At 73.1% G+C, this 23,614-nt stretch carries 21 protein-coding genes and 1 pseudogene; 14 read left to right on the top strand and 8 right to left on the bottom strand.

Features of this window, described 5'->3' with window-relative positions:
- Positions 1 to 215: 215 nt before the first annotated feature.
- The 7 genes from SCWH03_RS25355 to SCWH03_RS25325 all read left to right on the top strand — a co-directional run bounded on the left by SCWH03_RS25355 (position 216) and on the right by SCWH03_RS25325 (position 7,785).
- Positions 216 to 1,046 (top strand): helix-turn-helix domain-containing protein, encoded by an 831-nt coding sequence (locus SCWH03_RS25355; protein ID WP_173266769.1) that lies wholly within the window; start codon positions 216 to 218, stop codon positions 1,044 to 1,046.
- On the top strand, positions 1,043 to 1,252 hold the full coding sequence (locus tag SCWH03_RS25350) for a DUF397 domain-containing protein (RefSeq protein ID WP_155055553.1): 210 nt from the start codon (positions 1,043 to 1,045) through the stop codon (positions 1,250 to 1,252). Before SCWH03_RS25355 ends, SCWH03_RS25350 begins: the two co-directional genes overlap by 4 nt.
- Positions 1,253 to 1,778: 526 nt before the next feature.
- Positions 1,779 to 2,222, top strand: coding sequence for an SRPBCC family protein (locus SCWH03_RS25345; protein WP_173266767.1), 444 nt, complete (start codon positions 1,779 to 1,781; stop codon positions 2,220 to 2,222).
- 434 nt (positions 2,223 to 2,656) lie between these two features.
- The gene (locus SCWH03_RS25340) at positions 2,657 to 3,376 is read left to right on the top strand and encodes a nitrogen regulation protein NR(II) (RefSeq protein WP_173266765.1); all 720 of its coding nucleotides are present in this window, start codon (positions 2,657 to 2,659) and stop codon (positions 3,374 to 3,376) included.
- A 154-nt stretch (positions 3,377 to 3,530) separates the two neighbouring features.
- Positions 3,531 to 4,364 carry a M55 family metallopeptidase gene (locus SCWH03_RS25335; protein ID WP_173266764.1) on the top strand — a complete coding sequence of 278 codons (834 nt, stop codon included), beginning with the start codon at positions 3,531 to 3,533 and terminating at the stop codon, positions 4,362 to 4,364.
- A gap of 75 nt (positions 4,365 to 4,439) precedes the next feature.
- Positions 4,440 to 5,774, top strand: a complete 1,335-nt coding sequence (locus tag SCWH03_RS25330; protein WP_173266762.1) for a M20/M25/M40 family metallo-hydrolase — start codon at positions 4,440 to 4,442, stop codon at positions 5,772 to 5,774.
- A 10-nt stretch (positions 5,775 to 5,784) separates the two neighbouring features.
- Positions 5,785 to 7,785 (top strand): LpqB family beta-propeller domain-containing protein, encoded by a 2,001-nt coding sequence (locus tag SCWH03_RS25325; protein WP_173266760.1) that lies wholly within the window; start codon positions 5,785 to 5,787, stop codon positions 7,783 to 7,785.
- A gap of 13 nt (positions 7,786 to 7,798) precedes the next feature.
- Here SCWH03_RS25325 and SCWH03_RS25320 read toward each other — a convergent pair whose 3' ends face one another.
- Positions 7,799 to 8,953 carry an RNA-guided endonuclease InsQ/TnpB family protein gene (locus tag SCWH03_RS25320; RefSeq protein WP_254077018.1) on the bottom strand — a complete coding sequence of 385 codons (1,155 nt, stop codon included), beginning with the start codon at positions 8,951 to 8,953 and terminating at the stop codon, positions 7,799 to 7,801.
- A 104-nt stretch (positions 8,954 to 9,057) separates the two neighbouring features.
- Between SCWH03_RS25320 and SCWH03_RS25315 the strand changes: the two genes are divergently transcribed.
- Positions 9,058 to 9,216, top strand: a complete 159-nt coding sequence (locus SCWH03_RS25315; protein WP_116428417.1) for an Arc family DNA-binding protein — start codon at positions 9,058 to 9,060, stop codon at positions 9,214 to 9,216.
- A 96-nt stretch (positions 9,217 to 9,312) separates the two neighbouring features.
- Positions 9,313 to 10,269, top strand: a complete 957-nt coding sequence (locus SCWH03_RS25310) for a S66 peptidase family protein (protein ID WP_173266827.1) — start codon at positions 9,313 to 9,315, stop codon at positions 10,267 to 10,269.
- Between the two features lie 160 nt (positions 10,270 to 10,429).
- Here SCWH03_RS25310 and SCWH03_RS25305 read toward each other — a convergent pair whose 3' ends face one another.
- Positions 10,430 to 11,542 (bottom strand): adenosine deaminase, encoded by a 1,113-nt coding sequence (locus tag SCWH03_RS25305; protein WP_173266757.1) that lies wholly within the window; start codon positions 11,540 to 11,542, stop codon positions 10,430 to 10,432.
- A gap of 243 nt (positions 11,543 to 11,785) precedes the next feature.
- Positions 11,786 to 12,538, bottom strand: a complete 753-nt coding sequence (locus SCWH03_RS25300) for a GntR family transcriptional regulator (RefSeq protein WP_173266755.1) — start codon at positions 12,536 to 12,538, stop codon at positions 11,786 to 11,788.
- A 293-nt stretch (positions 12,539 to 12,831) separates the two neighbouring features.
- On the opposite strand from SCWH03_RS25300, the pseudogene SCWH03_RS29420 reads away from it, so the two are divergent.
- Positions 12,832 to 13,325, top strand: a pseudogene (locus SCWH03_RS29420) (GNAT family N-acetyltransferase); the annotation flags it as partial.
- 522 nt (positions 13,326 to 13,847) lie between these two features.
- Here SCWH03_RS29420 and SCWH03_RS25295 read toward each other — a convergent pair.
- The 3 genes from SCWH03_RS25295 to SCWH03_RS25285 form a co-directional block, all read right to left on the bottom strand.
- Positions 13,848 to 14,228, bottom strand: a complete 381-nt coding sequence (locus SCWH03_RS25295) for a VOC family protein (RefSeq protein ID WP_173266754.1) — start codon at positions 14,226 to 14,228, stop codon at positions 13,848 to 13,850.
- A gap of 463 nt (positions 14,229 to 14,691) precedes the next feature.
- Entirely contained in the window at positions 14,692 to 15,504 is an 813-nt protein-coding gene (locus SCWH03_RS25290) for a methyltransferase domain-containing protein (RefSeq protein WP_173266752.1), read from the bottom strand.
- A 130-nt stretch (positions 15,505 to 15,634) separates the two neighbouring features.
- Entirely contained in the window at positions 15,635 to 17,281 is a 1,647-nt protein-coding gene (locus SCWH03_RS25285; protein ID WP_173266750.1) for a bifunctional phosphatase PAP2/diacylglycerol kinase family protein, read from the bottom strand.
- 373 nt (positions 17,282 to 17,654) lie between these two features.
- Between SCWH03_RS25285 and SCWH03_RS25280 the strand changes: the two genes are divergently transcribed.
- The 3 genes from SCWH03_RS25280 (at position 17,655) to SCWH03_RS25270 (ending at position 21,510) form a co-directional block, all read left to right on the top strand.
- On the top strand, positions 17,655 to 18,227 hold the full coding sequence (locus SCWH03_RS25280; protein ID WP_173266748.1) for a TIGR03086 family metal-binding protein: 573 nt from the start codon (positions 17,655 to 17,657) through the stop codon (positions 18,225 to 18,227).
- A 531-nt stretch (positions 18,228 to 18,758) separates the two neighbouring features.
- Positions 18,759 to 19,976 (top strand): aminotransferase class I/II-fold pyridoxal phosphate-dependent enzyme, encoded by a 1,218-nt coding sequence (locus SCWH03_RS25275; protein WP_173266747.1) that lies wholly within the window; start codon positions 18,759 to 18,761, stop codon positions 19,974 to 19,976.
- A 388-nt stretch (positions 19,977 to 20,364) separates the two neighbouring features.
- Positions 20,365 to 21,510, top strand: a complete 1,146-nt coding sequence (locus tag SCWH03_RS25270; RefSeq protein WP_173266745.1) for an MBL fold metallo-hydrolase — start codon at positions 20,365 to 20,367, stop codon at positions 21,508 to 21,510.
- On the opposite strand, the gene SCWH03_RS25265 is transcribed toward SCWH03_RS25270, so the two are convergent.
- Both SCWH03_RS25265 and SCWH03_RS25260 read right to left on the bottom strand, forming a co-directional pair.
- Positions 21,490 to 22,128 (bottom strand): DedA family protein, encoded by a 639-nt coding sequence (locus SCWH03_RS25265; protein WP_173266744.1) that lies wholly within the window; start codon positions 22,126 to 22,128, stop codon positions 21,490 to 21,492. The genes SCWH03_RS25270 and SCWH03_RS25265 overlap by 21 nt on opposite strands.
- A complete protein-coding gene (locus tag SCWH03_RS25260) occupies positions 22,125 to 22,898 on the bottom strand; it encodes an MBL fold metallo-hydrolase (RefSeq protein WP_173266742.1) in 774 nt (257 codons plus the stop codon). Before SCWH03_RS25260 ends, SCWH03_RS25265 begins: the two co-directional genes overlap by 4 nt.
- 183 nt (positions 22,899 to 23,081) lie before the next feature.
- Between SCWH03_RS25260 and SCWH03_RS25255 the strand changes: the two genes are divergently transcribed.
- A complete protein-coding gene (locus tag SCWH03_RS25255; protein ID WP_173266741.1) occupies positions 23,082 to 23,498 on the top strand; it encodes a recombinase family protein in 417 nt (138 codons plus the stop codon).
- Positions 23,499 to 23,614: the final 116 nt, after the last annotated feature.

Raw genomic sequence — 23,614 nt, 5'->3', positions numbered from 1 at the left:
GCGCCCCTGTGGAACTCTCCAACCCGGTCATCCCGGCTGAAGTCCACCATGAGCGTGCCGGGTTCGGGAACGCGGACGGGCTCGTTTGTGGGAACGTTCTGCGCAGACACCGCCGCTCCTCTCCGTAGTCCTTCCGCTACTCGGGCGGCCTAGCGTGGCCTACTGTCGCGCTGTCTTCAACTTGCGGCATTTGCGCGGAGAGTTAGGAACTCTGCATGGTGAACCGGAAGGAGCTGGACCCCGAAACGTCGCCAGGGGCAGCGTTCGGCCAGCGTCTGAGGCAACTTCGGGACGAGCGTGGGTGGACGCAAGACGAGTTAGGCGCACGCATGGGGTGCACCGGAACGCATATTTCCGCCGTCGAGACTGGTCGTCGCCCTCCAACTAGCCGCTTCGCAGCTAGTGCTGACAGGGCGTTTGGTACCGGCGACAAGTTCCAACGCATGGTGAGCGCACTACAGAACACGGCACTACTGGAGGGGTTCCCGGAGTACGTGAGGCAGGAGGTGCGAGCCGCAGAGATCAGACTCTTTGAACTCGGGATCGTTCCGGGCTTGCTCCAGACTCCGGAGTACGCGGCAGCAATCGCCACGGGTGCCGTGCGACGGGGCGCAATCACAGAGCAACAGGCAGAGGAACGGCTAACTCTTCTCGCCGAGCGGCAAGCTTCGCTAGAACGGACACCCCCGCCGTTCGTCTACGCGGTGCTGGACGAAAGCTGTATCCGGCGACCGGTCGGCGGGCCAGGGGTCATGACTGCCCAGTTGGACAAGCTCGTAGCGTTCGCCGAGCTGTCGAACACCGTGCTCCAAGTCGCCCCGTACGAACTCGGCGAGCGACGCCCCTTTGACCTACCCGTCAGGCTGGTCACGCTTGCCGACCGTTCGATGATCGCGTACGCAGAGTCCGCGATGCAGGGTCACCTAGACCGGAATGCCGGGCTCGTACTGCCCATGCTGACGGCCTACCATCAGCTACAGGCCGAAGCGCTGTCGCAAGCGGCGTCCGTGGCCATGATCGAACAGCTTCGAAAGGGCACCCCGTGACGACCGAAGACCCGCAGTGGTTCACGTCCTCCTACAGCAGCAACGGCGGCGACTGCATCGAGGTCGCCGCAAACCTCATCGCTACGCGCGGTGTGGTCCCCGTCCGTGATTCCAAGAACCCGACTGGTCCCGTGCTGGCGCTCCGTGCCGACTCGTTCGCTTCCTTCGTGGCAAGCGTCAAGGGTGAAGAGTTCAACAACGTCTGACGAGTCGAGCCGACCTGTACACGTTCACGACAGCCCCACCGTGCCCGGCATGGTGGGGCTTTGCTGTGCCCACTAGACGACGAAAGCCCCGCCGTACCCCTCCGAACGGGAAGCATGGCGGGGCTGGTGGTCACGCTGCCCTAAGTCGGGGCGTGAGGGGTGCAGGGGTCACGAACTGGAGACCCTGCGGCGGGGGGCTTGACCAGGACCGATGCCACCATGCCGACACTCCAGAACCGCTAGAACGGAGTGTCGGGAGATCCGGAGGGGAACGAGTTCTGCGTCCTCGCGGACCGCCGCCCCTGAATGGAGGCCGCACACCGCGCCGGTCCCGCTGCGGGTTGTCTGCTGCGTTCGCTCCCCAACGACGGGAAACGAACCGTTCCGAAGGTGGACGATGGTGATCCGGTCGAATTCGAACTCCACGGCTGCACGTCGGGTGACACGGCGCCCCCGGTTTTGGGCGGCCGCCGCGGAGGTGGTTGGCTTGGCCGCACCGCAGGAACCGAGTGCTGAAGGAGAAGCGATGGCGCAGGTCGAGGCCACGACGGAGCGGATCGTCGCAGGGGACGCGGAGAACGTGTTCGACGCGCTGGCCGACTACAAGGACATCCGCGCGAAGCTCCTGCCCGGGCAGTTCAGCGAGTACCAGGTGCGCGACGGCGGCGACGGCGAGGGCACCCTGGTCCACTGGAGGCTCCAGGCCACCAGCAAGCGGGTCCGCGACTGCCTCCTCGAGGTGACCGAACCGACCGACGGTCAGCTGGTCGAGAAGGACCGCAACTCCTCCATGGTCACCACCTGGACCGTGACGCCTGCCGGCGAGGGCCGCTCCCGCGTCGTGGTCACCACTGTCTGGAACGGGGCGGGCGGCATCGGCGGATTCTTCGAGCGCACCTTTGCCCCCAAGGGACTCGCCCGTATCTACGACGAGGTGCTCGCCAAGCTCGCCGCCGAAGTGGAGAAGTGAGCCCGGCCGGCACCGCCCGGAGTGATCGGCGCCGAGAGCGCTGACCACTCCGGGCAGACCGCTCCGCCCGCCGCAACCGGCTGCTCAGGACCCCGGTGCCTGCGGGGCCGGCTCGCTCGACGGCGGCCGCACCCACGGGTCGTGTCTCATCGGGGCCGGCGGGCCGCGCCGATCCGGAGTCGGTGGACGCCCGGAATCCGGGGACGCCCGGCTTCGCCGTCGGTCCGGGACCGGTGGCGGTCCGGGACCCGTGCGGGTGCGGGAGGGGAGGCGGAGCACGGCGGGGCGGTGCGGCAGGGGCGCAATGCGCCGTTCTGTCTCGCTGACGGGGGTGACCGGCCGATTCGTGTGATGACCGGCGGGCCGCGCTCGCAGGGGCCTACTGTTGAGTCACTTGTTGCGATCCTCGCGGCAGAGGAAGGAGCCCGTCAGCAATGGACGTTGGCGTTCCGCCGGTCCTGCGGCGGCGGTCGGCGCCGCTGGGCCCGACGGGCCTGGCCGTGGTCGTCGCCGATGGCGACGGCCGCGTCTCGCACTGGTCCGCGGGTGCGCGGGCACTGTTCGGCCATGAGGAGGAGACGGCCGTCGGCCAGCCCGCCGACGAACTGCTGCCCGTCGCGGGCGCTCTGGCGGGCGGGGCCTCGCGGTCCTCGCGGCGCGGCCGGGGCCCCGCATCGGCGTGCTTCTCCGAGGCCCCGGGGTTCCGGCCGGCGGCGGGCCGCGCCCGGCTCGCCGCGGGCGGTGGACGGCCGCACGGCGAGCGGATCGACATCCTGTGGTGGGCGTATCCGCTCGTGGGCCCGGGGCCGGAACGGCTGCTCGTGCTCGCCGCGGATGCCGGACGGTTCCGCTCCGGCTATCCGCCAGGTGCGGGTGCGGGTGCGGGTGCGGGTGTCGGTTGCGGTGCCGGTTGCGGTGGAGAGCGCATCGCTCCCGGATTCGCCCTGCACGCGGGGCCCGACTCCGGCGACCTGGTCCGCAGGCTCGGCGGGATCCTGCCCGGCCTCGGGGTCCGCGACCCCGTCGGCATCGTCGACCGGGTACGGGCGCTGGGCTGCCCCGTCGTGGAGTGCGGGCACCACGAGCCGGTGCGGGTTCCATCCGGCCGGGGTGTGCCGAGGAGCCGGTCGCTGGCGCCCGGAGGCGTGGGGTGAGGACGCGTGGAGGGGCCTGACACGCGACGCGGGACCGCGGGTTGACGGTGAAGCAGCCGGTCAGGGGTCGGAACGGGTGACGGTACCGGTCCGAACCGCCCATGGTTATCCACAGGGCTGGTCGGTACCCACGACGGCGCGTACGGTTCCTGGCATGAAGATCCTGATCAGCGCCGACATGGAAGGCGCCACCGGTGTCACCTGGCCTGCCGATGTGCTGCCCGGCACCCCCCAGTGGGGGCGCTGCCGGTCCCTCTTCACCTCGGATGTGAACGCGGCGGTGCAGGGCTTCTTCGACGGCGGCGCCGACGGCGTGCTCATCAACGAGGCGCACTGGAGCATGCGCAATCTCCTGCTGGAAGGTCTGGACGACCGCGCCGAGATGCTGACGGGGCGGCACAAGTCGCTGTCCATGGTGGAGGGCGTGCAGCACGGGGACGTGGACGGCATCGCCTTCGTCGGCTACCACACGGGGGCCGGTGCCGAAGGCGTCCTTGCGCACACCTACCTGGCGAACTCGATCACAGGCGTCTGGCTGAACGGCACCAGGGCGAGCGAGGGCCTGCTCAACGCCCGAGTCGCCGCCGAGTGCGGGGTCCCGGTGATCCTCGTCACCGGAGACGACCTGACCTGCGAGGACGCCCTTCGGTACGCGCCGGAGGCCCGCAGGGTCGCGGTCAAGGACCATGTCTCCCGGTACGCGGCGGTGTGCCGCACGCCCGTGCGCACGGCAGCCGACATCCGTGCCGCCGCCAAGGCGGCCACGGCCCTGGCGGTCCGCCACGAGCCGGTCACCGGCGGGCCGTTCACCGTGGAGCTGGAGTTCGACGCGGAGCACCTGGCCGCGGCGGCCACCGTCGTACCGGGCACCGCCCGCGCCGGGGAGCGCCGCACCGCCTACACCAGCGAGACGATGTATGAGGCCATCCGCACCTTCAAGGCCGTCACGACGATCGTCTCCGCCGCGGTGGAGGAGGAGTATGGCTGACGTGCCCCGCCGCTCTACCCGGAGCGCCACGCCCGCCGCAGCAATCGGCCCCCGCACACGGACAGGTCCCACGACATGACAACGGCTGCCGCATCCGTCGACGACACCGCCCTCGACGAGGTGGTGACCTTCACCTCCGAGCTCGTCCGCATCGACACCACCAACCGCGGGGGCGGCGAGTGCCGCGAACGCCCCGCCGCCGAGTACGTGGCCGAGCGTCTCGCCGCCGCCGGTCTCGAGCCCGTCATGCTGGAGCGCACCCCGGGCCGCACCAACGTCGTCGCCAGAATCGAGGGCACGGACCCCTCCGCCGACGCCCTGCTGGTCCACGGCCATCTCGACGTGGTCCCCGCCGAGCCCGGGGACTGGACCGTCCACCCGTTCTCCGGCGAGGTCCGTGACGGTGTCGTCTGGGGACGCGGCGCCGTCGACATGAAGAACATGGACGCGATGATCCTGGCCGTCGCCCGGGCCTGGCACCGCACGGGCATCCGCCCGCGCCGGGACATCGTCATCGCCTACACGGCGGATGAGGAGGCCAGCGCGGAGGACGGCGCGGGCTTCCTCGCCGACCGGCACCCCGGCCTCTTCGAGGGCTGCACCGAAGCCATCGGCGAAAGCGGGGCCTTCACCTTCCACGCCGGCCCCGGAATGGCGCTGTACCCGGTCGGCGCCGGTGAACGCGGCACTGCGTGGCTGAAGCTCACCGCCCACGGCAGAGCCGGACACGGCTCCAAGGCCAACAGCTCCAACGCCGTCACCAGGCTGGCCGCCGCGGTCACCAGGATCGGTGAGTACCAGTGGCCGGTCAGGCTCACCCCGACGGTGCGCGCCGCCCTGTCGGAGCTGGCGGCCCTCCAGGGCGTCGCCGCGGACCTCGACGCGCCCGACTTCGACGCGGACGCCCTGATGGCCAAACTCGGGCCCGCCGCCGAACTCGTCGAACCGGGCGTCCGCAACAGCAGCAACCCGACGATGCTGGACGCCGGATACAAGGTCAATGTGATCCCCGGTCATGCCGCTGCCTTCGTCGACGGGCGGACGGTTCCCGGTGGCGAGGACGACTTCAGGGAGACCCTCGACCGCCTCACCGGACCCGACGTCGACTGGGAGTTCCACCACCGGGAGGTCGCCCTGGAGGCGCCCGTCGACTCCCGGACCTTCGCCGAACTGCGCGCGGCGATCGAGCGATTCGACCCTGAGGGGCACGTCGTCCCGTTCTGCATGTCGGGCGGTACCGACGCCAAGCAGTTCTCGCGCCTCGGCATCACCGGGTACGGCTTCTCACCGCTGAAGCTGCCGGAGGGATACGACTACGCGGCGATGTTCCACGGCGTGGACGAGCGGGTCCCCGTCGAGGCACTGCACTTCGGCGTCCGCGTCCTCGACCACTATCTGAAGTCCGCATAGGGGAGTTGGCATGGTACCTACGGGGGCCTACGGCACCTGGCCGTCGCCGATCGACGCCGCGCTGGCGGCCTCGCACGACGGCCGACCCGAGTTCGTCGGCATCGTCGGGGACGAGGTGTGGTGGACCGCGCCCCGCCCCACGGAGGGCGGGCGCAGAGAGCTGATGCGCCGGAGAGCCGGCGGAGCCGAGGAATCCGTCCTGCCCGCTCCGTGGAACGTGCGCAGCCGGGTCATCGAGTACGGAGGCCGGCCGTGGGCTGCCGCGGACCGCCCCCGGGGCGGTCCGATCGCCGTCTTCGTCCACCACGCCGACCAGCGGCTGTACGTGTTCGAGCCGGACGGCGCAGGCGAGCCGCGACCGCTCACACCGGTTTCCGGGGCCGGCGGCGGACTGCGCTGGGCCGACCCGGTGGTCCATGTCGGCCGGGGGGAGGTCTGGTGCGTGCTGGAGGAGTTCACCGGCGAGGCCCCCACCGATGTGCGGCGGGTCGCCGCGGCGGTGCCGCTGGACGGTTCGGCGGCGGATGACCGCTCCGCCGTCCGGGAACTCACCGACGACCGGCACCGGTTCGTCACCGGCCCCCGGCTGTCGCCCGACGGGCGCCGTGCCGCCTGGATCGCCTGGGACCATCCGCGGATGCCGTGGGACGGCACCGAGGCCATGGTGGGCGAGGTCTCCGGCACCGGGGCGTTCACCGCGGTGCGCCCCGTCGCCGGAGGCCCCGAGGAGTCGGTCGCCCAGGTCGAATGGGCCCCGGACGGTTCGCTGCTCCTCGTCTCCGATCCCGGCAACTGGTGGGAGCTGCGCCGTATCCGGCCCGACGCCCTCAGCAGCGGCCGACCGTCCGCGACCGGGCTGTGCGAGGGCCGCGGCGAGGAATTCGGCGGCCCGTTGTGGAAGATCGGACTGCAGTGGTTCCAGCAGCTCGAGAGCGGACTGGTCGCGGTCATCCACGGCAGGGGGTCCACGGCCCTCGGCATACTCGACCCGGAGACGGGCGAGCTGGTCGACGCGGCTGGTCCCTGGACGGAGTGGGCCCCGACGCTCGCCGCCCACGGCACCAGGGTCGTCGGCGTCGCGGCCAGCCCCCGCACCGGCTACGAGGTCGTGGAACTCGACACCCGCACGGGCCGTACCCGCGTCATCGGCGCCGCGCACGTCGACGCCGTGGACCCCGCCTACTACCCCGAGCCCCAGATCCGCACCTTCACCGGGCCCGACAACCGGGAGATCCACGCGCATATCTACCAGCCGCACAACCCGGACCGGCTCGCCTCCGACGACGAGCTGCCGCCGTTCGTGATCTGGGCGCACGGCGGTCCGACCGGCCGCGCCCCGCTCGTCCTCGACCTGGAGATCGCCTACTTCACCTCACGCGGCATCGGCGTCGCCGAGGTGAACTACGGCGGCTCCACCGGCTACGGCCGCGAGTACCGCGAACGGTTGCGCGAGCAGTGGGGCGTCGTCGATGTCGAGGACTGCGCGGCGGTCGCCGAGGCCCTCGCGGCGGAGGGCACCGCCGATCCCGACCGGCTGGCCATCCGCGGCGGCAGCGCCGGCGGCTGGACCGCCGCGGCCTCGCTCGCCGGTACGGACGTGTACGCCTGCGGCACGATTCTCTATCCCGTCCTCGACCTGAGGGGCTGGGCCACCGACGGGACCCACGACTTCGAGTCCCGGTACCTGGAGTCGCTGGTCGGTCCGCTCGCCGAGGTCCCCGGCCGCTACCGGGACCGGTCGCCCATCGAGCACGTCGACCGGATCTCCGTGCCGTTCCTGCTGCTCCAGGGACTGGACGACCCGATCTGCCCGCCCGCCCAGAGCGAGCGGTTCCTCGCCCGGACGGAGGGGCGGGGCATAGCGCACGCGTACATCGCCTTCGAAGGAGAGAGCCACGGCTTCCGCCGTGCCGACACCATGATCCGCGCTCTCGAAGCCGAACTCTCGCTGTACTCGCAGACCTTCGGCATCCCGCGCACCGACATCCCCCGGCTCGAACTGAAGAATTGACATCCTCCCCGCCCTAAAGGATGGGGATTCCTGGCTCACGTTGGCTGGGGACCAGCGGTCCGCCAGCTCTTACACGATCGGCACCAGCCGGGTTGAGACCAGCCCGGACGAGCATCACGCGGGCGGAGTTCTTGTCCCGAGGGGATACGGCTCCGCACGCGGTGCAGGTGTAGGTACGTTCCGAAAGAGGAAGTGCGTGCTTGGTTCTCGCTCCGCACGCCGCGCAGTCCATCGTGGTGTGCGCGGGATGTACAAGACGGATGTCCCGTCCATGCTTGCGGCCCATCTCGGTCAGGGCCGTCTTGGTGGCGCCGATCGCCGCGTCGGCGGCTTTGCGGGCCATGGTGGTCTTGCCGAGGAACTTCGGGCGGAAATCCTCGACGGCGATCGCGTCGTGGTCGCGGACCACGGACGTGGCCCATTTGCGGGCGGTGTCCTGGCGTTGCCGGGCGGCCTTCTTGTGCAGCTTCGCGGTCTGCCGCTGCGCCTGCCGGTAGCCCTTGGAGGCTGCCTGCCCGCGCGCGGGGCGGCGGCGGGCCATCATCCGCTGGTAGTGGGCGAGGCGCTGCGCGGCTTTCTTGCCGTGTTCGGCGTGGGGGAGGTCGTGGGTGTCGGATGTGGTGGTGGCGGTTTCCTTGACGCCCCAGTCCACGCCGAGCACCCGGCCGGTGGCGGGGAGCGGATGGGCCTCGGTCGCGACGACGAACGAGGCGTACCAGTGGCCGACGCTGTCCTGGTAGATCCGCACCGAGGTGGGCGCGGCCGGGAGTTCGCGGGACCACACAGGCGTCAGCACGATCCCGCCCGCGAGGTGCAGGCGGCCGTCCCTCAGCCGGAAGCCCCGGGTGGTGTAGTTCAGCGTCGGCAGCGCCTCGCGCTTGCGCTTGATCCGGGGCATCCCGGCGCGCTGCCGCATCGGCAGCCCGGCCTTGATGTCCTTCATGGCCTTGGCGCGGGACGTGGCGAAGTCGCGGATGGTCTGCTGCTGCGGCACCGAGGCACCCTCACGCAGCCAGGCCATCGCGGTGCGGGCCTCGGTCAGCATCTTGTCGAGCTGGGCCGGGCCGCACGTCGTCTTCTCAGCCGTGTCCCGGTTCGCGGCGTGGACCTTGCGAGACATGGCCACGCACTCGTTCCACACCCACCGGCAGCGCGCCCACTCGGCCATCAGACCAGCGCGGGAGGTCGACGGCACGCGAAGCCGGAAGGTGTGCCGAGCATGCCCGGCATCCCTCTGATGCTTCCCTGGCGTCGTCATGGCATCATCGTAGCATGGAACCTGAGAAGCGGATCTCTCTCCGTCTGCCCGCTGACCTGCATGAACGCCTCGTCGAGAAGGCCCGGACCGACCGGCGGTCCCTCAACTCCGAGATCATCCACCTGCTTGAGGCCGTCCTCGGTCCGGTGGGTGGAGACGACCAATCGCCCTGACGGCGATTGCTCTATTCCGTGCCCCGCTACGCGGGAGCTTCGATTCCTCCCCGGCCTGAAGGCCGGGGCATCCTCGAAGGAGAACCGGTGAACGGCATGCACCGGCACTCCGGCACCGCGGCCCCGGCCGCATTGACCCGCCCCCCGCGCCTCGCCCCCGGCGCCAGGGTGGCCGTCGTGGCGACGAGCGGCCCCGTCCCGGCCGAGGCGCTCGAATCGGGGCTGGACATTCTGCGCGGATGGGACCTGGACCCGGTCGTCATGCCTCATGTGCTCGACGAGCATCCGGCTTTCGGGCATCTGGCGGGTACGGATGAGGACCGCGCCGGGGACCTGCAGCGGGCGTGGTGCGACCCCGCCGTCTCAGCGGTGATCTGCGCCCGCGGCGGCTACGGCGCCCAGCGCATGGTGGACCTCGTCGACTGGGCCGCGATACGCGCGGCCGGACCGAAGGTGTTCGTCGGCTACAGCGATGTGACCGCGCTCCACGAAGCCTTCGCGGTCCGGACCGGGCAGTCCACCCTGCACGGCCCCATGCCCGCCACGGCGGCGTTTCTGAAGGACACCGCCGCTCAGGAGTCCCTGCGCGCCACACTGTTCGCACCCGAGTCGGTGATGACCCTCGGACCAGGTGCGGGGGGCGGCGCGCTGGTCCCGGGGCGGGCGAGCGGCATCACCCTCGGCGGCTGTGTCAGCCTGCTCGCGGCCGACCTCGGCACCCCGCACACACGGCCCTCGGCGCGCGGCGGGCTGCTGCTCATCGAAGACGTGGGGGAGGAGGCGTACCGCCTGGACCGGGTTCTCACCCAGCTGCTGCGCTCCGGATGGCTGGACGGCGTGACGGGCATCGCCCTCGGCTCCTGGGCGGACTGCGGGCCCTACGAGGAGGTCAGGGCGCTGCTCCTGGACCGGCTCTCGGGTCTCGGAGTACCGATCACCGAGGAGCTGGGTTTCGGGCACGGTCCCGGCTGCCTCACGGTGCCGCTCGGGCTTCCAGCGGTACTGGACGCCGAGGCGGGGACCTTGGCGCTGAACGTCCCGGCCCTGAGCTGACGCCGTCCGGCGCCGGCGCAGGGCCGGCGGCGGCCCGTGCGGTGCGTGGCGCCGTCCGGCCCCGTGCCGCACGCACGGACGGCTGCCGGTCCGGGTGCACCGCCGGTGCACCCGGACCGGCAGCCGGGCCGTACGTCCCGCGTCGCGGAGGTCACCGCTGTCAGCCCAGCGCCGCGTACCCCGGTCGGATCACCTCGTCGATGAGGCGGCGGCGCTCCGGGAGCGGCAGAAACGCGGACTCGACTGCCGCGACCGTGAACCGCTCGAAGACCTCGGGCCCGTAGCCGAAGGCGTCGGCCATGTGCTGGAACTCGCGGCTCATGGTCGTGCCGGAGACCAGACGGTTGTCGGTGTTGAGTGTCACCCGGAAGCCCAGGCGGTGCAGCAGGTCGATCGGGTGCGTCGGGTAGTCCTTCGCCGCCCCGGTCTGCAGATTGGACGTCGGGCACACCTCCAGCGCGATGCGGTTGTCGCGAACGTAGGCGGCGAGACGGCCGAGGGTGGCGGTGCCGTCGTCGTGGACCTGGATGTCGTCGGTGATCCGCACACCGTGCCCGATCCGCTCCGCACCGCAGAGCTGGACCGCCTCGTGGACGGACTCCGCTCCGACGGCCTCGCCTGCGTGGATGGTGAAGTGGCAGTTGTGCCGCTTCAGATACTGGAAGGCGGGCAGGTGGTTCGCCGGCGGGTTGCCGATCTCACCGCCCGCGATGTCGAAGCCGGCGACACCGCGGTCCCGGTGCGCGACGGTCAACTCGGCTATCTCCAGCGAACGCCGGGTGTGCCGCATACCGGTGAGCAGGGCCCGCACGGTGATACGGCCTCCGGCCCGTCGCTCGCCCTCGCGGAAACCGTCGTTGACGGCGTCCACGACCTCGTCGAGGCCCAGCCCGTGCTCCTGGTGCTGCTCGGGTGCGTAGCGAACCTCGGCGTATACCACGCCGTCCGCTGCCAGATCCTCGGCGCACTCGGCCGCGACCCGGAAGAGGGCGTCACGGGTCTGCATCACCGCGCAGGTGTGCGCGAAGGTCTCCAGATAGCGTTCCAGCGACCCGGAGTCCGCAGCGTTGCGGAACCACAGGGCGAGGGCGCCGGGGTCCTCTGTGGGCAGTTCACCGTAGCCGCACTCACGGGCAAGTTCGATGATTGTCGCGGGACGCAGACCGCCGTCCAGATGGTCGTGGAGGACGGCCTTCGGCGCCCGGCGGATCCAGTCGTTGACGGGGCCGGCGGCGGCCGTCGACTCTGCGGCAGAGATGTCAGACAAGTGCATGCAGCGTGAGTGTACGCCACACGGCGGCCGGATGCCCCGGCGGCCGCCTCGCGCCGCGGTGGGGCTTCCGCCGGGCCCGGTCCGCTGCCCGAGGCCGACCTGGGCCGGGTCCGGTGTCCGGTCCCGGCCCTGCCGCGCCCCGGTCCGTCCGGGGCCGGCTCCTCTCCTGGCCCCGGCCCCCGGCCCTGGGCGGTCTGTGCCGCGGCCCGCAGCGCGGCCACCGGACCCCGCTGCCGGCCGCCGTCAGTTCGACTGGAGGACGGGCAGCGCGGGGGCGCCCGTCGGAAGCATGTGCTTCGCGGCCAGCACCGGGACGCCACCGGACCGCACGACCTGGGTGAGCAGGACCGCGGGTGTGTCGGCGGGGCGGTGCAACTGGGCTCCGCGTCGGCTCCCGAGCAGCGTCGCGGTGATGCCCGAGTGCGCCGTCAGCGGCACGCCGCGGGACGCCCCGGTCAGCACGGCCAGCATCGATGTCCCGGTGTCGCCCCGCGTCTCCCGCAGAGCCTGCGCGAACGGCGGATGCGCCCGCTCCAGGACGTCGTCGGCCGCAGCCCACTCCTGGCTGAGCGCCGCCGCGGTGCCCTCTCCGGACAGCAGCGACTCCCAGAACCGCAGCTCTGCTCGGGCGGGGGCGAGCAGATGCTGGGTGGTGAAGTCCGTCGGCTCCTCGACCGTCCGCAGCAGCGCCTTCACCCGCAGCGGCGGTGTGCCGGCCGAGAGCTGCTCCTCCAGGGGGCCGACGTGCTCGAAGCCGCGGCGAGGGGGGCTGTCGTTGACGGTTCTGCCCACCCCGCGCCGCACCGTCAGCAGCCCGTCCTCCTGCAGCAGCAGCAGCGCCTCGCGCAGTGCGGGCCGGCTCACCCCCAGATCGGCCGCCAGCCGGGGCTCCGACGGCAGGGTGGATCCCGGCGGATAGGTGCCGTCGTGGATGGCGTCCGCGATGCGCCCGTACAGGATGACGACCGGTCTCCGCTGCTGTCCGCTGACTGCCACGAACCCTCCTCGGCTCACTTGTCAGGCCTCGCGTCCGGGTACTCGTCCGTCCGTCACCCCGGCACACGGCCTCTGCCGACGGCGGTGCCGGAGAGGGGCGCGCCGGACCGGGGCACCGCCCGGCCGGTTCCCGAACCAGCTCTTCGTCCGGCACACGGTGACCGTGGCGCCCTCGCGTCCTGCCGCACACCGTAGTTCACACCCGGCGGATTGCGAGGCTCCACTCAGCCCGACTCCCTGCGGGCACGCACGACCTGTCTGACAAGAATGCCCGAGAACCCCGCGCAACCGCCATCGCGACGACACACGCTTCGGCGGATCTCCACGACCGGCACGACGGCCCGGCCCCGGCCCGGCCCTGGCTCTTCCCGCCCCGGACCGGCGCCGCGTACACCGCCTGCGCCCGCGGACTCCTCGAGGACCCGACCAGGACCGGCTTTCTCCTCTGCGACCGTACGGACGGGCGGATCACCAACATCACCAACATCACCAACATCACCAACATGGTCCAGGGTGCCTTCCTCAACGGCGCACCCGGTTACGGTGCGTTCGCGCCCACGCCGCGGGTCGTGGATTGACGACCGAGGGGCTCGGACTCGTCGTCCGCCATGCCCTCGGGCCGCTCGGTCTGCACCGGCTCGAAGCCGGCATCCAGCCCGGCAACATGCCGTCCGTCGCTCTGGTGCGACGGACGGGCTTCCGGCTGGAGGGCTTCTCCCCGGCCTTCCTCTTCATCGACGGTGCCTGGCGCGACCATGGGCGCTGGGCCATCACCGCGGAGAGGGAACCCCGCGCACCGCAGCCGGATCCCGGCGCCGCAGGGCCGGGCCGACCAGCGGAATCCGGTGTACGGTCCGCCCCGGCGACAAGCTCCACTCTCCGTCGGTCGAGCGCGGCCCGGCCCGCGGCGGGCTTCGGCCGCGCCCCTCGACGAACCCTCCCCAGCCCGCGCGGAGGCGAGCCCGCGCGGAGGAGAGCCTGCCGTTCGTGTGCGCCGTGGTCAGGTCGTGCCGGGGGCGCGCGAGACACGACAGCAGCCCGAACACCGCACGGCTCATCGTCGGACGAACCCGATCCCTCACCTCCGGCCGCGCGGCCGACTCGTGCCGGGACTGACCGCGGCAGGGTGGCCGCCCGGGTACGGCGCCCGGTTGCGATACCCGAGCGCTGGACGACGTCCTGCCGCCCGAAGGGTGCGGGCGCGGCTCGGATCCTTGCCGCGTGCGGGCCCGGTTCAGGCCACCGGAGGCCCGTTGCGGCACGCGGGGGCGGTCCGGGCGTCCGGTCCGCCGGACTTCGGCCGGTGCCGTCAGCTGCCGGGTGTGCTCACGGAGTCGGTGGCGGTGGCTTTCCGGTCGACGTACTCGAACACCGAACCGTCCGGATGGACCGCGATGAGGTTGCGGCCGACCGGCGTCGGCACCGGCCCGGCCACCACCTTGGCGCCGACCTCGGTGAGTGTCGCGAACGCCGTGTCCACGTCCTCGACCGCGATGGTCGCGGAGACCTTGCGGAGTATTTCCAGCTCCGCCTCGGGGCCGCTCATCAGCAGGAAGCAGCCCACCGCCGCCACCGATACACCGCCGCGCTCGAAGCGGAGCGCACGCGTGCCGGTGAGGCGTTCGTAGAAGCCGGACGCGGCTTCGAGGTCGTCGACGCAGATACGCAGCGTGGTTCCGAGGATCTTCATACCGGCGAGGGTAGTTGGCACCGGGGAACCGTGAGATCGGTTCCCGCTGCGAGGCACCGGTCACGGCCGTCGGCGGTCAGTGAAGTGCGGCGAGGTACGGCGAGGTACGGCGAAGTGCCGCGGCGGTACTGGGGCGGCGGCGGGGAGGTGGACGGCGAAGTGCGGAGCGCGGCTGCGGGGGCCGGAACGGGCCGGTTCCCGCCCGTCTTGTCCGGAGGCGAAGCCGTACATGGTGACTCCCGTCGCAAGCGGCCGGCTCTGCCGGCGGCAGGTGGCGTCCGCGGGGGCCGGATGCCGTCTGCGGGGACGGCCGGACCGGACGGGCGGTTCCGGCGCCCTCGGCATCCGCGACCCGTGCCCGCGACCCGCGACCCGCGACCCGCGACCTGTGCCCGTGCCCGCGACCCGTGCCCGGCGACGGGTGGCAGGGGATCGGTATTCGGCAACCGGAACCGGGCATGCCTCAGGGCACCCGGCAGAGCAGTTCCCCGTGCGGGACCATGAACCAGCCGTCGTCCTCCTGCCCCCAGAGGCGCCAGGCCGCGGCGATGCCGTCGAGGTCGTCCGGGCGGGCGTGCCCGCCCTCCAGAGCGAGGGCGGCGTATGTCGAGGCCTTTGTACGGTCCGCCCACAGCTCGCTCCACCAGGCGCGTTCGTCCGGAGTCGTGAAGCACCAGGCGGAGGCGGTCGCCGTGATGTCGGTGAAGCCGGCGGCGCGCGCCCAGGAGCGCAGTCTGCGGCCGGCGTCCGGTTCACCGCCGTTCGCCCGCGCCACACGGCGGTAGAGGTCCCGCCATGTGTCCAGCGCCGGGACCTCCGGGAACCAGGTGAAGGCGCCGTAGTCGCTGTCGCGGACCGCGACGACGCCGCCCGGCCTGCACACCCGCCGCATCTCCCGCAGTGCTCCCACGGGGTCGCCGACGTGCTGGAGCACCTGGTGCGCGTGGACGACGTCGAACGAGCCGTCCGGGAAGTCCAGGGCCTGGACGTCGGCGACCGCGAAACGGACGTTGTGCACTCCGCGGGCTGCGGCGGCCTCCCGCGCCTCCGCCAGGATGCCCGCGACGGCGTCGACCGCCGTGACCGTGCCTTCGGGGACCAGGGACGCCAGGTCGGCGGTGATCGTGCCGGGTCCGCATCCAATGTCCAGTACGTCCGCCCCAGGCCGCAGTTCGGGCAGCAGGTGGGCGGCGGAGTTGCCGGCTGTGCGCCAGCGGTGCGAGCGCAGCACCGCCTCGTGGTGGCCGTGGGTGTAAACGGCGGGCTTCCTCGTCATGCGGCTGGACCCCTCTCGAGACGTGATGGGGCCACCGTACTCCCATCCCTCCACATCATGAGATAGCCGTCTTGCTATCTGGACACCGCAGGCCTCCGTCCGGCGGGCACCGCCCCGTGCGCCGGACTCGTCAGAGCGGCGGTGCGGTCATTGACGGGCGGTAGACGACCAGTGCCTCCGAGAGCTTGTCCACCGTCAGGTCCGACGGCGCTTGGGCGATCTCCCCGTCGTACGCGAGCAGTGTCCCCGGCGCCAGGCCGGAGAGGCGCAGGCTCCGCAGCCGTCCGGCCGCATGGAACGGGGATCGGCTCACTGGACCGGAGAGAGCCGCGGCGAGCAGCCGCACACCCGGAAGGCGGCCGCCGTGCACCACGCGTACGTCGAGCAGTCCGTCGGCGAGGTCGTGGCGCCGCCCGGGAGTGGGGCCCAGGCGCTGGTAGCTGCCGTTCCCGGCGAACAGCAGCCACAGCGGCCTCCTCCGCCCCGCGATCTCCGCCTCCAGCGGGTGCCGGCCGCGCAGCGTCCGCAGTGCGGCCAGCACGCCGGCGGGCCAGCCGCCGACCCGGGGTGACCACCGCTCCCGGATGCGCACCATCTCCGGGTACACGCCGAGAGAGAAGGTGTTGACGAAGTGGCCCTCGCGTGCGCCGTCCGGACCCGGGGCGAACCGGCCCAGGTCGACCCGTACGGCTTCGCCGGACGCCACTGCCCGGCAGGTGTCCCGGACCGTCTCAAGCCCGAGGTCGTAGGCAAAGTGGTTCAGGGTCCCCCCGGGAAACACGGCGAGCGGCAGCCCGTGCCGGACCGCGGTGGAAGCGGCGAGGTTCACCGTGCCGTCGCCGCCGAGCACTCCGAGGGCGCGGCAGCCGCCGGCGGCCGCCTCCTCGAGGGCGCTCGCGACGTCCCCCGGCGCGCACTCGACGATCCGCGCCTGTGGCAGCGCGTCGCGTAGCGGCGCCGTCGCGTCGTCCGCTGCTGCGGACGCGAGCCCACCGAGCCCACCGAGCGGGCCGTTGCCCGGACCGGAGGACCGGTTGACGACCACGACGAGGCCCTTGCCTGCCGGCAGGCGGGGCGCCCTGGTGTGCGGCCGGCCGGCCGGCGGCAGCTGGCCGCGTGTGGGCACCAGCCCGCGCACCGCGAACGCCGCACCGACCCCGAGAGCCGCGCCCACGAGCACATCGCTCGGATAGTGGACCCCCGTGTACACCCGCGACAGCGCGACCGCGCCGGCGACGGGCGCGACCACCGCGCCCCAGCTCTTCGACTCCATCGCCACACCTGTGGCGAAGGCCGCCGCGGACGCCGCGTGGCCCGAGGGGAAGGACGTGGTGAACGGCTGCCGCTTGAGCCGCCGGACGAGTGGTACGGCGTCGAGTACCGGGCGCGCCCGGCGCACCGACCGCTTGGCCACGGTGTTGATCGTCGCCGAGGCGAGCGCCAGCGAGGCCGCACCGCGGACGGCGGCCCTCCGCGACCGTGCGCCATGTCCGAAGACGGCCATCCCGGCCGCCGTGCCCAACCACAGGAGGCCGTGGTCGGCGGCCCTGCTGAGCCTCGGCAGCACGGGGTCGGCGCCCGGCCAGTGACGACTCGCGACCGCGTGGAGGACTACCCGGTCCCACCTCGCGAGGGCCGAGGCGATACGCCTGGCGCGCGGCGAACGCGGCGACCGCCCCTCGGGAACCGTCACACGGCGGGCCGCGGCACGGGAGAAGGACTGCGGAAGCGGGTGCGCGGCGGAACGTGTCGCGCTGTCTCGGTGGAAGGCCGGCATGGAACGCCGGTACCCCACCTCTTTGCGATCCAAGCGGCCCCGCGTGCTCGCCACCCCGCTGCGCGGATCCACCCCCGGCCTCCCGGCTCCCGGGTGGGGGCGGGGCCGGGGACGCGGAAAGCAGGCACGGCCAACAGGCACGGCCAACAGGCACGGCCAAGGGCCGCGGGCAGCGGCAGTCCGCAGGTGCAGGTGCAGGTGCAGGGACGCGGGCGGCGTACGCACCGGTCGCGGCGGACCCGGGTGCCCTCTGTCAGTCCACGCGGAAGTGCACCCTCCGGCCGCGGCGTTCCAGGACGCCGCCCCCCGCCCGGCCGTCGGCGCGGGTGCTTGCGAGTTGGCAACACGGGACGGCCGGAGCACAGTGGACCCCATGGATAGTCGCTTGCTGGACCGGCATGCCGAGGCGTTGGCGCTTTTCACGGACCGGGTGCACGCCGTCCGCCCGGAGCAGTGGGAGTCACCGACGCCATGCACCGACTGGTCCGTCCGGGACCTGGTCAACCATGTGACCGCCGAGCAGCTCTGGGTGCCGTCCCTGGTGGGCGAGGGCCGTTCGCTCGCCGACGTCGGAGATTCCTTCGACGGCGACGTGCTGGGCGGGCACCCCGCCGTCAGCTGGGACCGGGCCGCGTCCGCCGCCAAGGCGGCGTTCCACGAGCCGGGCGCCCTGGACCGTACTGTAGGGCTGTCGTACGGCGAGAGCACCGCCGCCGCCTACTGCTCGCAGATGACGACCGACATGATCGTGCATGCATGGGACCTCTCGCGGGGCATCGGCGCCTCCGACGACCTTCCCGACGTGCTGGTCGAGTTCGCCGAGAGGGAGGTGGCGCCGTACGCCGGAGAGTTGCCGGAGACCGGCCTGTTCGGGTCCCCGGTGGAGCCGCCGGAGGGGGCTGACCCGCAGACGCGGCTGCTCTGCTTGCTGGGGCGCCGTTCCTGAGCCGCTTCCGGCGGCTGGCGGCTGGCGGCGGCTGGTACGGAAGCGGCACCGCCGCATCCGGCCGCTTGTGCCGCGCCGGGCGGTCGGCCGGGTCGGTGGATGCCCACGCCCCGGCGACCGGTGCGGCGCGGCGATCCGCGGGCTCCCCAAGGCCCGTCGTCCCGCCGGTCGGGCCCGGGCATGACGGCGGCACGGTGCCACGGCCCGGAGGCGACGACCCGTACAGTGCACCGGGCCGCGGCACCCGGCTGCCGCACCGGCCCCGCCCGAGGCGCCCCGCCCGAGGCGCCGCACCCGTGGGCCGGGCCGGCGCCTGCGCCGGGCGCCCTTCGGTGACCGCCGGCCGGGCCGTCGCCGGTGGCCGCGAACCGGCCCGGTCGTGGTGGTGCGCGCTGGCCCCGGCTGTGCTGCGCGGTGGCCCGGGGGACTGCCGAACGGCCCGCCCGGAGCGGCGGGCGGGCCCGAACCTCCGTATAAAGGCCTCGTGGGCCGGACCGGGTTCGCCGGCCCGGGACTACCGGAGGTGGACGCATGCGGCAGTCGGAGCCGGAAGGCCATGGCCCGGTCCGCTACGGCCCGCCCGCCCCCGACCCCGGTCTGCCCGTGCTGCCCGAACTCGCCGACGTGCTCGCGTCCGCCGCCGGGCGCACTTCCGCCGAACCGCCGGGCGGGGGGCCGGTGCTGCGCGAGGCCGCTGCGGGCTACTGGTGGCGGCGCGGGCTGCGCAGCCGTCCGGAGGACGTCGCCACCGCCCCCGGTGCCCAGCCGCTGCTGCTGGCGCTGCTCGCCGCGCACGGCGGTGACGTCCTCATGCCGCGGCCCTGCCCCGCGTGGTGGACACCGCAGGCCAGGCTCCTCGGTCGGCCTGCGTTCCATGTGCCCACATCCGCCGAGAGCGGCGGTGTCCCCGACCCGTACGCCCTGCTGGAGACGGTGCGCAGGATCCGGGCGGAGGGCGGCAGCCCGCATGTCGTACTGCTGTCGGTCGCGGACGATCCCACAGCCACGGTCGCCCCGCCCGAACTCGTGCGGGAGGCCTGCGAGGCGGCGGTCGGCGAAGGGCTGCACATCGTCAGCGACGAGACCTGGCGCGACACGGTGCACGAGCCGCTCGACCGCCCCCTGCTCAGCCCCGCCGAGATGTGCCCGGACGACGCGACCGTCATCAGCGATCTGTCGGGCGCCCTGCTGCCGGCAGCGTGGCCGGTCGCCGTGGCCCGGTTCCCGACGACGGGGCCCGGTGCCGGTCGCAGGGCGCGGGTACTCGACATCCTCACCGCCCTCGGGGGTTTCGTCGCCGGTCCGGTGGCCGCGGCCGCTGCGCACGCCCTCGACGAGCCGGGCCCGGTCGCTGCCCGGCGGGACCGGGCCAACACCCTGCATGCCGCGGTCGCGCACGCGGTCCGCGCCCTGGTCCTCGACTCCGGAGCCCTCGCCGGGCCGACCCAGGCGGGCCGCCATCTCTACGCGGACCTGGGCCCGTTGCGCGCCCGCCTCGCCGGTCTCGGCGTCACCGACTCGATGGAGCTGGAGGACTACCTCGGCAGGCGCCTGGGCACGCCGGTGCCCGGCGGACACCGCTTCGGCGACGAACTGGGTGCTCTGCGCGTCCGCATCGACACCGGCCCCTTCCTCGGCGCGAGCCCGGAGGAGCGCCTTGAGGCCCTCGAGTCCGCAGCGCCCCTGGCACTGCCGCATGTCACCGAGGCGCTGAAGTCCTTCGGCTCGGCCTTCAGGGAGCTGCGATGACCAGGCCCCCGAGATCCCGGCCCGCGAGATCCCGGCCCGCGAGACCCCACCGCGATGAACGGAGCCGCAGATGACGGAACAGACGGAGCAGCCGCCTCCCGCCTCCCCGGCGGCTCCCACCCGCCGCACCACGGGAGACGCCCCGGCCCTGGCACCCGCGCCGGCTGTGACGCCCGCGCCCGACTCGGCGGACCGGCCCGCGAAGGCCGACCACGGTGCGCGGCCTGGTGCGCTGTCCGGCGGGACGTCCGACGCGGTCCGCGCGAAGGGACCGGCGAGCCCGAAGGGACCGGCGAGCCCGTGCGCGTCGGCGCCGCCCCCGCCGGCGCCGTCCCCACCGGCCGGGGCGGCCCCTGGTGGCGAGGCGTTCCCAGGGGCCGGCCCGGGAATGCCGGCGCACGTCGACCGCGACGCCCCGCCCCGCCCCGACGCCCTGCCCCGCTGTGGCGAAGCCGAAGCCGAAGCCGAAGCCGAAGCCGAAGCCGACGCCGACGCCGACGCCGACGCCGGCACGGCCGCACCGCCGGAGCCCGAGCGGGGTCCCGCGCCGGTGACCGGGCTGCGGCCGCTGGGGCTCACCCGGCGGTGGCCGCGGTCCTTCGCCGACCGGCTCACCGCGCCGCTGCCCGGTGTACGGGCCATGGCGCGGCTGGCGCGCGAGGGCGCGCTCCGGCCCGCGGCCGCCGGACTCAGGGACATCCCCCGTCTGCCCTTCGCCCCGGGCACCCTGCCGGACGCGGAACCGGGCACCGTCGCCGTGACCTGGGCGGGCCACGCCAGCTGGGTCGTCGCCATCGGCGAGCTCACGGTGCTCACGGACCCCGTCTGGTCCCGCAGGATCCTGGGCACACCCGCCCGGCTCACTCCCGTGGGCGTCCGATGGGAGGACCTGCCGTCCGTCGACGCCGTCGTCATCAGCCACAACCACTACGACCACCTGGACGCGCCGACGATCGCCCGGCTGCCCCGCCGCACCCCGGTGTTCGTACCCGCGGGACTCGGCGGCTGGTTCCGGCGCCGGCGCTTCACCCGGGTGACCGAACTGGACTGGTGGGAGGCGGCGGAACTGCCCGCCGGAAGCGGGGTCGGCTCGGTCCGTTTCACGTTCGTCCCCGCGCACCACTGGTCCAAGCGGACCCTCACCGACACCTGCCGTTCCCTGTGGGGCGGCTGGATCCTCACCGACCAACGCGGCCGCCAGGTGTACTTCTCGGGGGACACCGGATACGGCCACTGGTTCAAGGAGATCGGCCGACGGCACCCGGACATCGATCTGGCGCTGCTGCCGATCGGCGCGTACGCACCGCGCTGGTGGCTCAGTTCGGTGCACACCGACCCGGAGGAGGCGGTGCAGGCGTTCGAGGACCTCGGCGCCAGGAACCTGGCCCCGATGCACTGGGCCACCTTCGTGCTGTCGTCCGAACCCGTGATGGAGCCGATCCGCAGGCTGCTGGCCGCCTGGGAGCGGACCGGCCTGCCGCGTGAGCGCCTGTGGGACCTGCCGGTCGGCGGCTCACATGTGCTGACCGCCTGACGGCCTCCCTCTTCGGAGCCTGGACCACAGCGCGGGCATCCCGCTCAGCACCAGCGTCAACCCCACGGCCGCCACCACCCCCTGCCACGGCTCGTCGAACAGCGAGCCGCCGAGAATCCCGATCGCCCCGTAGGCGGCTGCCCAGGCGAGGCAGGCGGGTGCGTCGCCGCGCGCGAAGCGCGCCAGCGGCATCCGCGCCATCAGACAGGCCAGCATCACCGGAATCCGTCCGGCCGGAACCAGCCGGGACAGCACGAGCACCGTCCCGCTGTGGTCGGCGAGTCTGCGCTGTGCGCCCGCCAGCCGGTCCGGAGCCGCGCGGGCCCGCAGCGCCTCCAGCCACTTCGAGCCGTTCCTCGACCCGATGCCGCGCCTGCCGAGCCAGTACAGCGTGATGTCACCGAGGAACGCGGCGGTCGCGGCGACCACGAACACCAGGAGCACGGCGAACGGCGCCGTCTGATGGAGCGCCACCACCGCCGCCGTGCTCACCAGTGCACCCGTCGGCACCACCGGTACCAGCGCGCCCAGCGCCACCAGCAAAAACAGGGTCGGATAGCCCACGGCCTGCTGGGTCGACTCCGGCGGGAGCTGAGCGACCACGTCCTGGAGCTTCACCGGAAGACCTCCGGCCGCACGCTCTCGCCGTGCGTCAGCCGGTGTACCGCCACCTTCGGCGCCCGGCGCGCCGCCTTGCGCACGAACTCGTCACCCGGCGAGTGGAACTCGTGCGGCCGGACCGCGTCCATCCCGATCGGCCAGTACGTGCCGTAGTGCACCGGCACCGCCGAGCGGGGCTTGAGCGCCGCGAGAGCGCGGGCCGCGTGCTCCGGGTCGAGATGGCCGTGCCCCAGGAACGGCCCCCAGCCGCCGACCGGCAGCAGTGCCACGTCGACCGGCCCCACCGCTGCCGCCATGCCGTCGAACAGTTCGGTGTCCCCGGCGAAGTAGGTACGAGCGCCGCCGTGGATGACGAAGCCGAGTGCGGGGGAGCGGTGCGGCCCCACCGGCAGCCGCCGCCCGTCGTGTGCCGCCGGTACGGCCCGTACACGTACGTCCGAGACGGCCACCTCGTCGCCCGGTGCCACCTCCACGATCCGCAGCCCGGCCAGCCTGCGGAGCCCGGGGACCGCCCGCCGGGCGCCGCTGGGCACGATCAGCGTGGTGCCGGGGGCGAGCCGGGCCAGCGACGGCAGGTGCAGATGGTCGGAGTGGAGATGGGAGACGACCGCGGCGTCCGCGACGGCGGCCGCGGGCGGCGGCGGATCACCCCGTCGGCGGCGCAGGTGTGCGAGCCTGCCGGCGAACACCGGGTCGGTGAGCACCCGCACCCCAGAGTCCTCGACCGTGCAGGTGGCGTGACCCCACCAGGTGACCTCGATCGCCACGCAATGCCTCCTCGCCGGCGATCCGGCTCCGCCCGGACCCCGGCCGGTCCGTTCGCCGTTGCCGGTACGAGCGTAGGCGTTCGGGGGCCCGGCGGTCGCCCGAGCGCCCCATCGTGCGCCTCCCTCGCGCGGTCCGCGCCCGAGTAGGGTCGGGCCACGACAGCCGACGCGGGGGGACGGTCCATGACAGGCGCCGGGGACGGGGTGCGGGTGGCGGCCATCGCCAGCCTTACCCCGCTGGAGGAACTCGACAGCGATCCCTTCCTCGTCGACACGCGCAGCCAGCACGCGATGTGCGCCCGCTGGGCGGCGGACCGGGGATATGTGGTCGCCCGCGAGCTGCTCTTCTACGGGCTGCGGCCCGACCACTGCGTCCTGTGGACTGATGTAGAGGCGGGCCTGGTGGATCTCTTCGTCGCTCCGAACGAGCGGGTGCTGTCGCGTGCGCTGACGTCCGTCCCGGACTTCTCCGCCGAGTGCGGGCGCCGCGGCGTCCGGCTGGCGACGGCCGGTCTCGACGAGCCCGCGTACGACGCCGCCATGAAGGCCGGCGTGCACCGCCGGCTCTCGATGCCGACGGCGGGCTACGACGGCTGCTGACGGCACGCCGCCCGGAAGCACCGAGCGGGCCCCCGGGACTCCTGCCACGGTCTGCCGTCTGCCGTCTGCCGACCGCGGACATCGGACAGCGGACCGCCGAACCCGCCCTCGGCCGG

Source organism: Streptomyces pacificus (assembly GCF_011766325.1).
Taxonomy (GTDB): Bacteria; Actinomycetota; Actinomycetes; order Streptomycetales; family Streptomycetaceae; genus Streptomyces; species Streptomyces pacificus.
The sequence above is the reverse complement of the archived record's forward strand: the minus strand, read 5'-3'. Positions and strand labels throughout refer to the sequence as shown.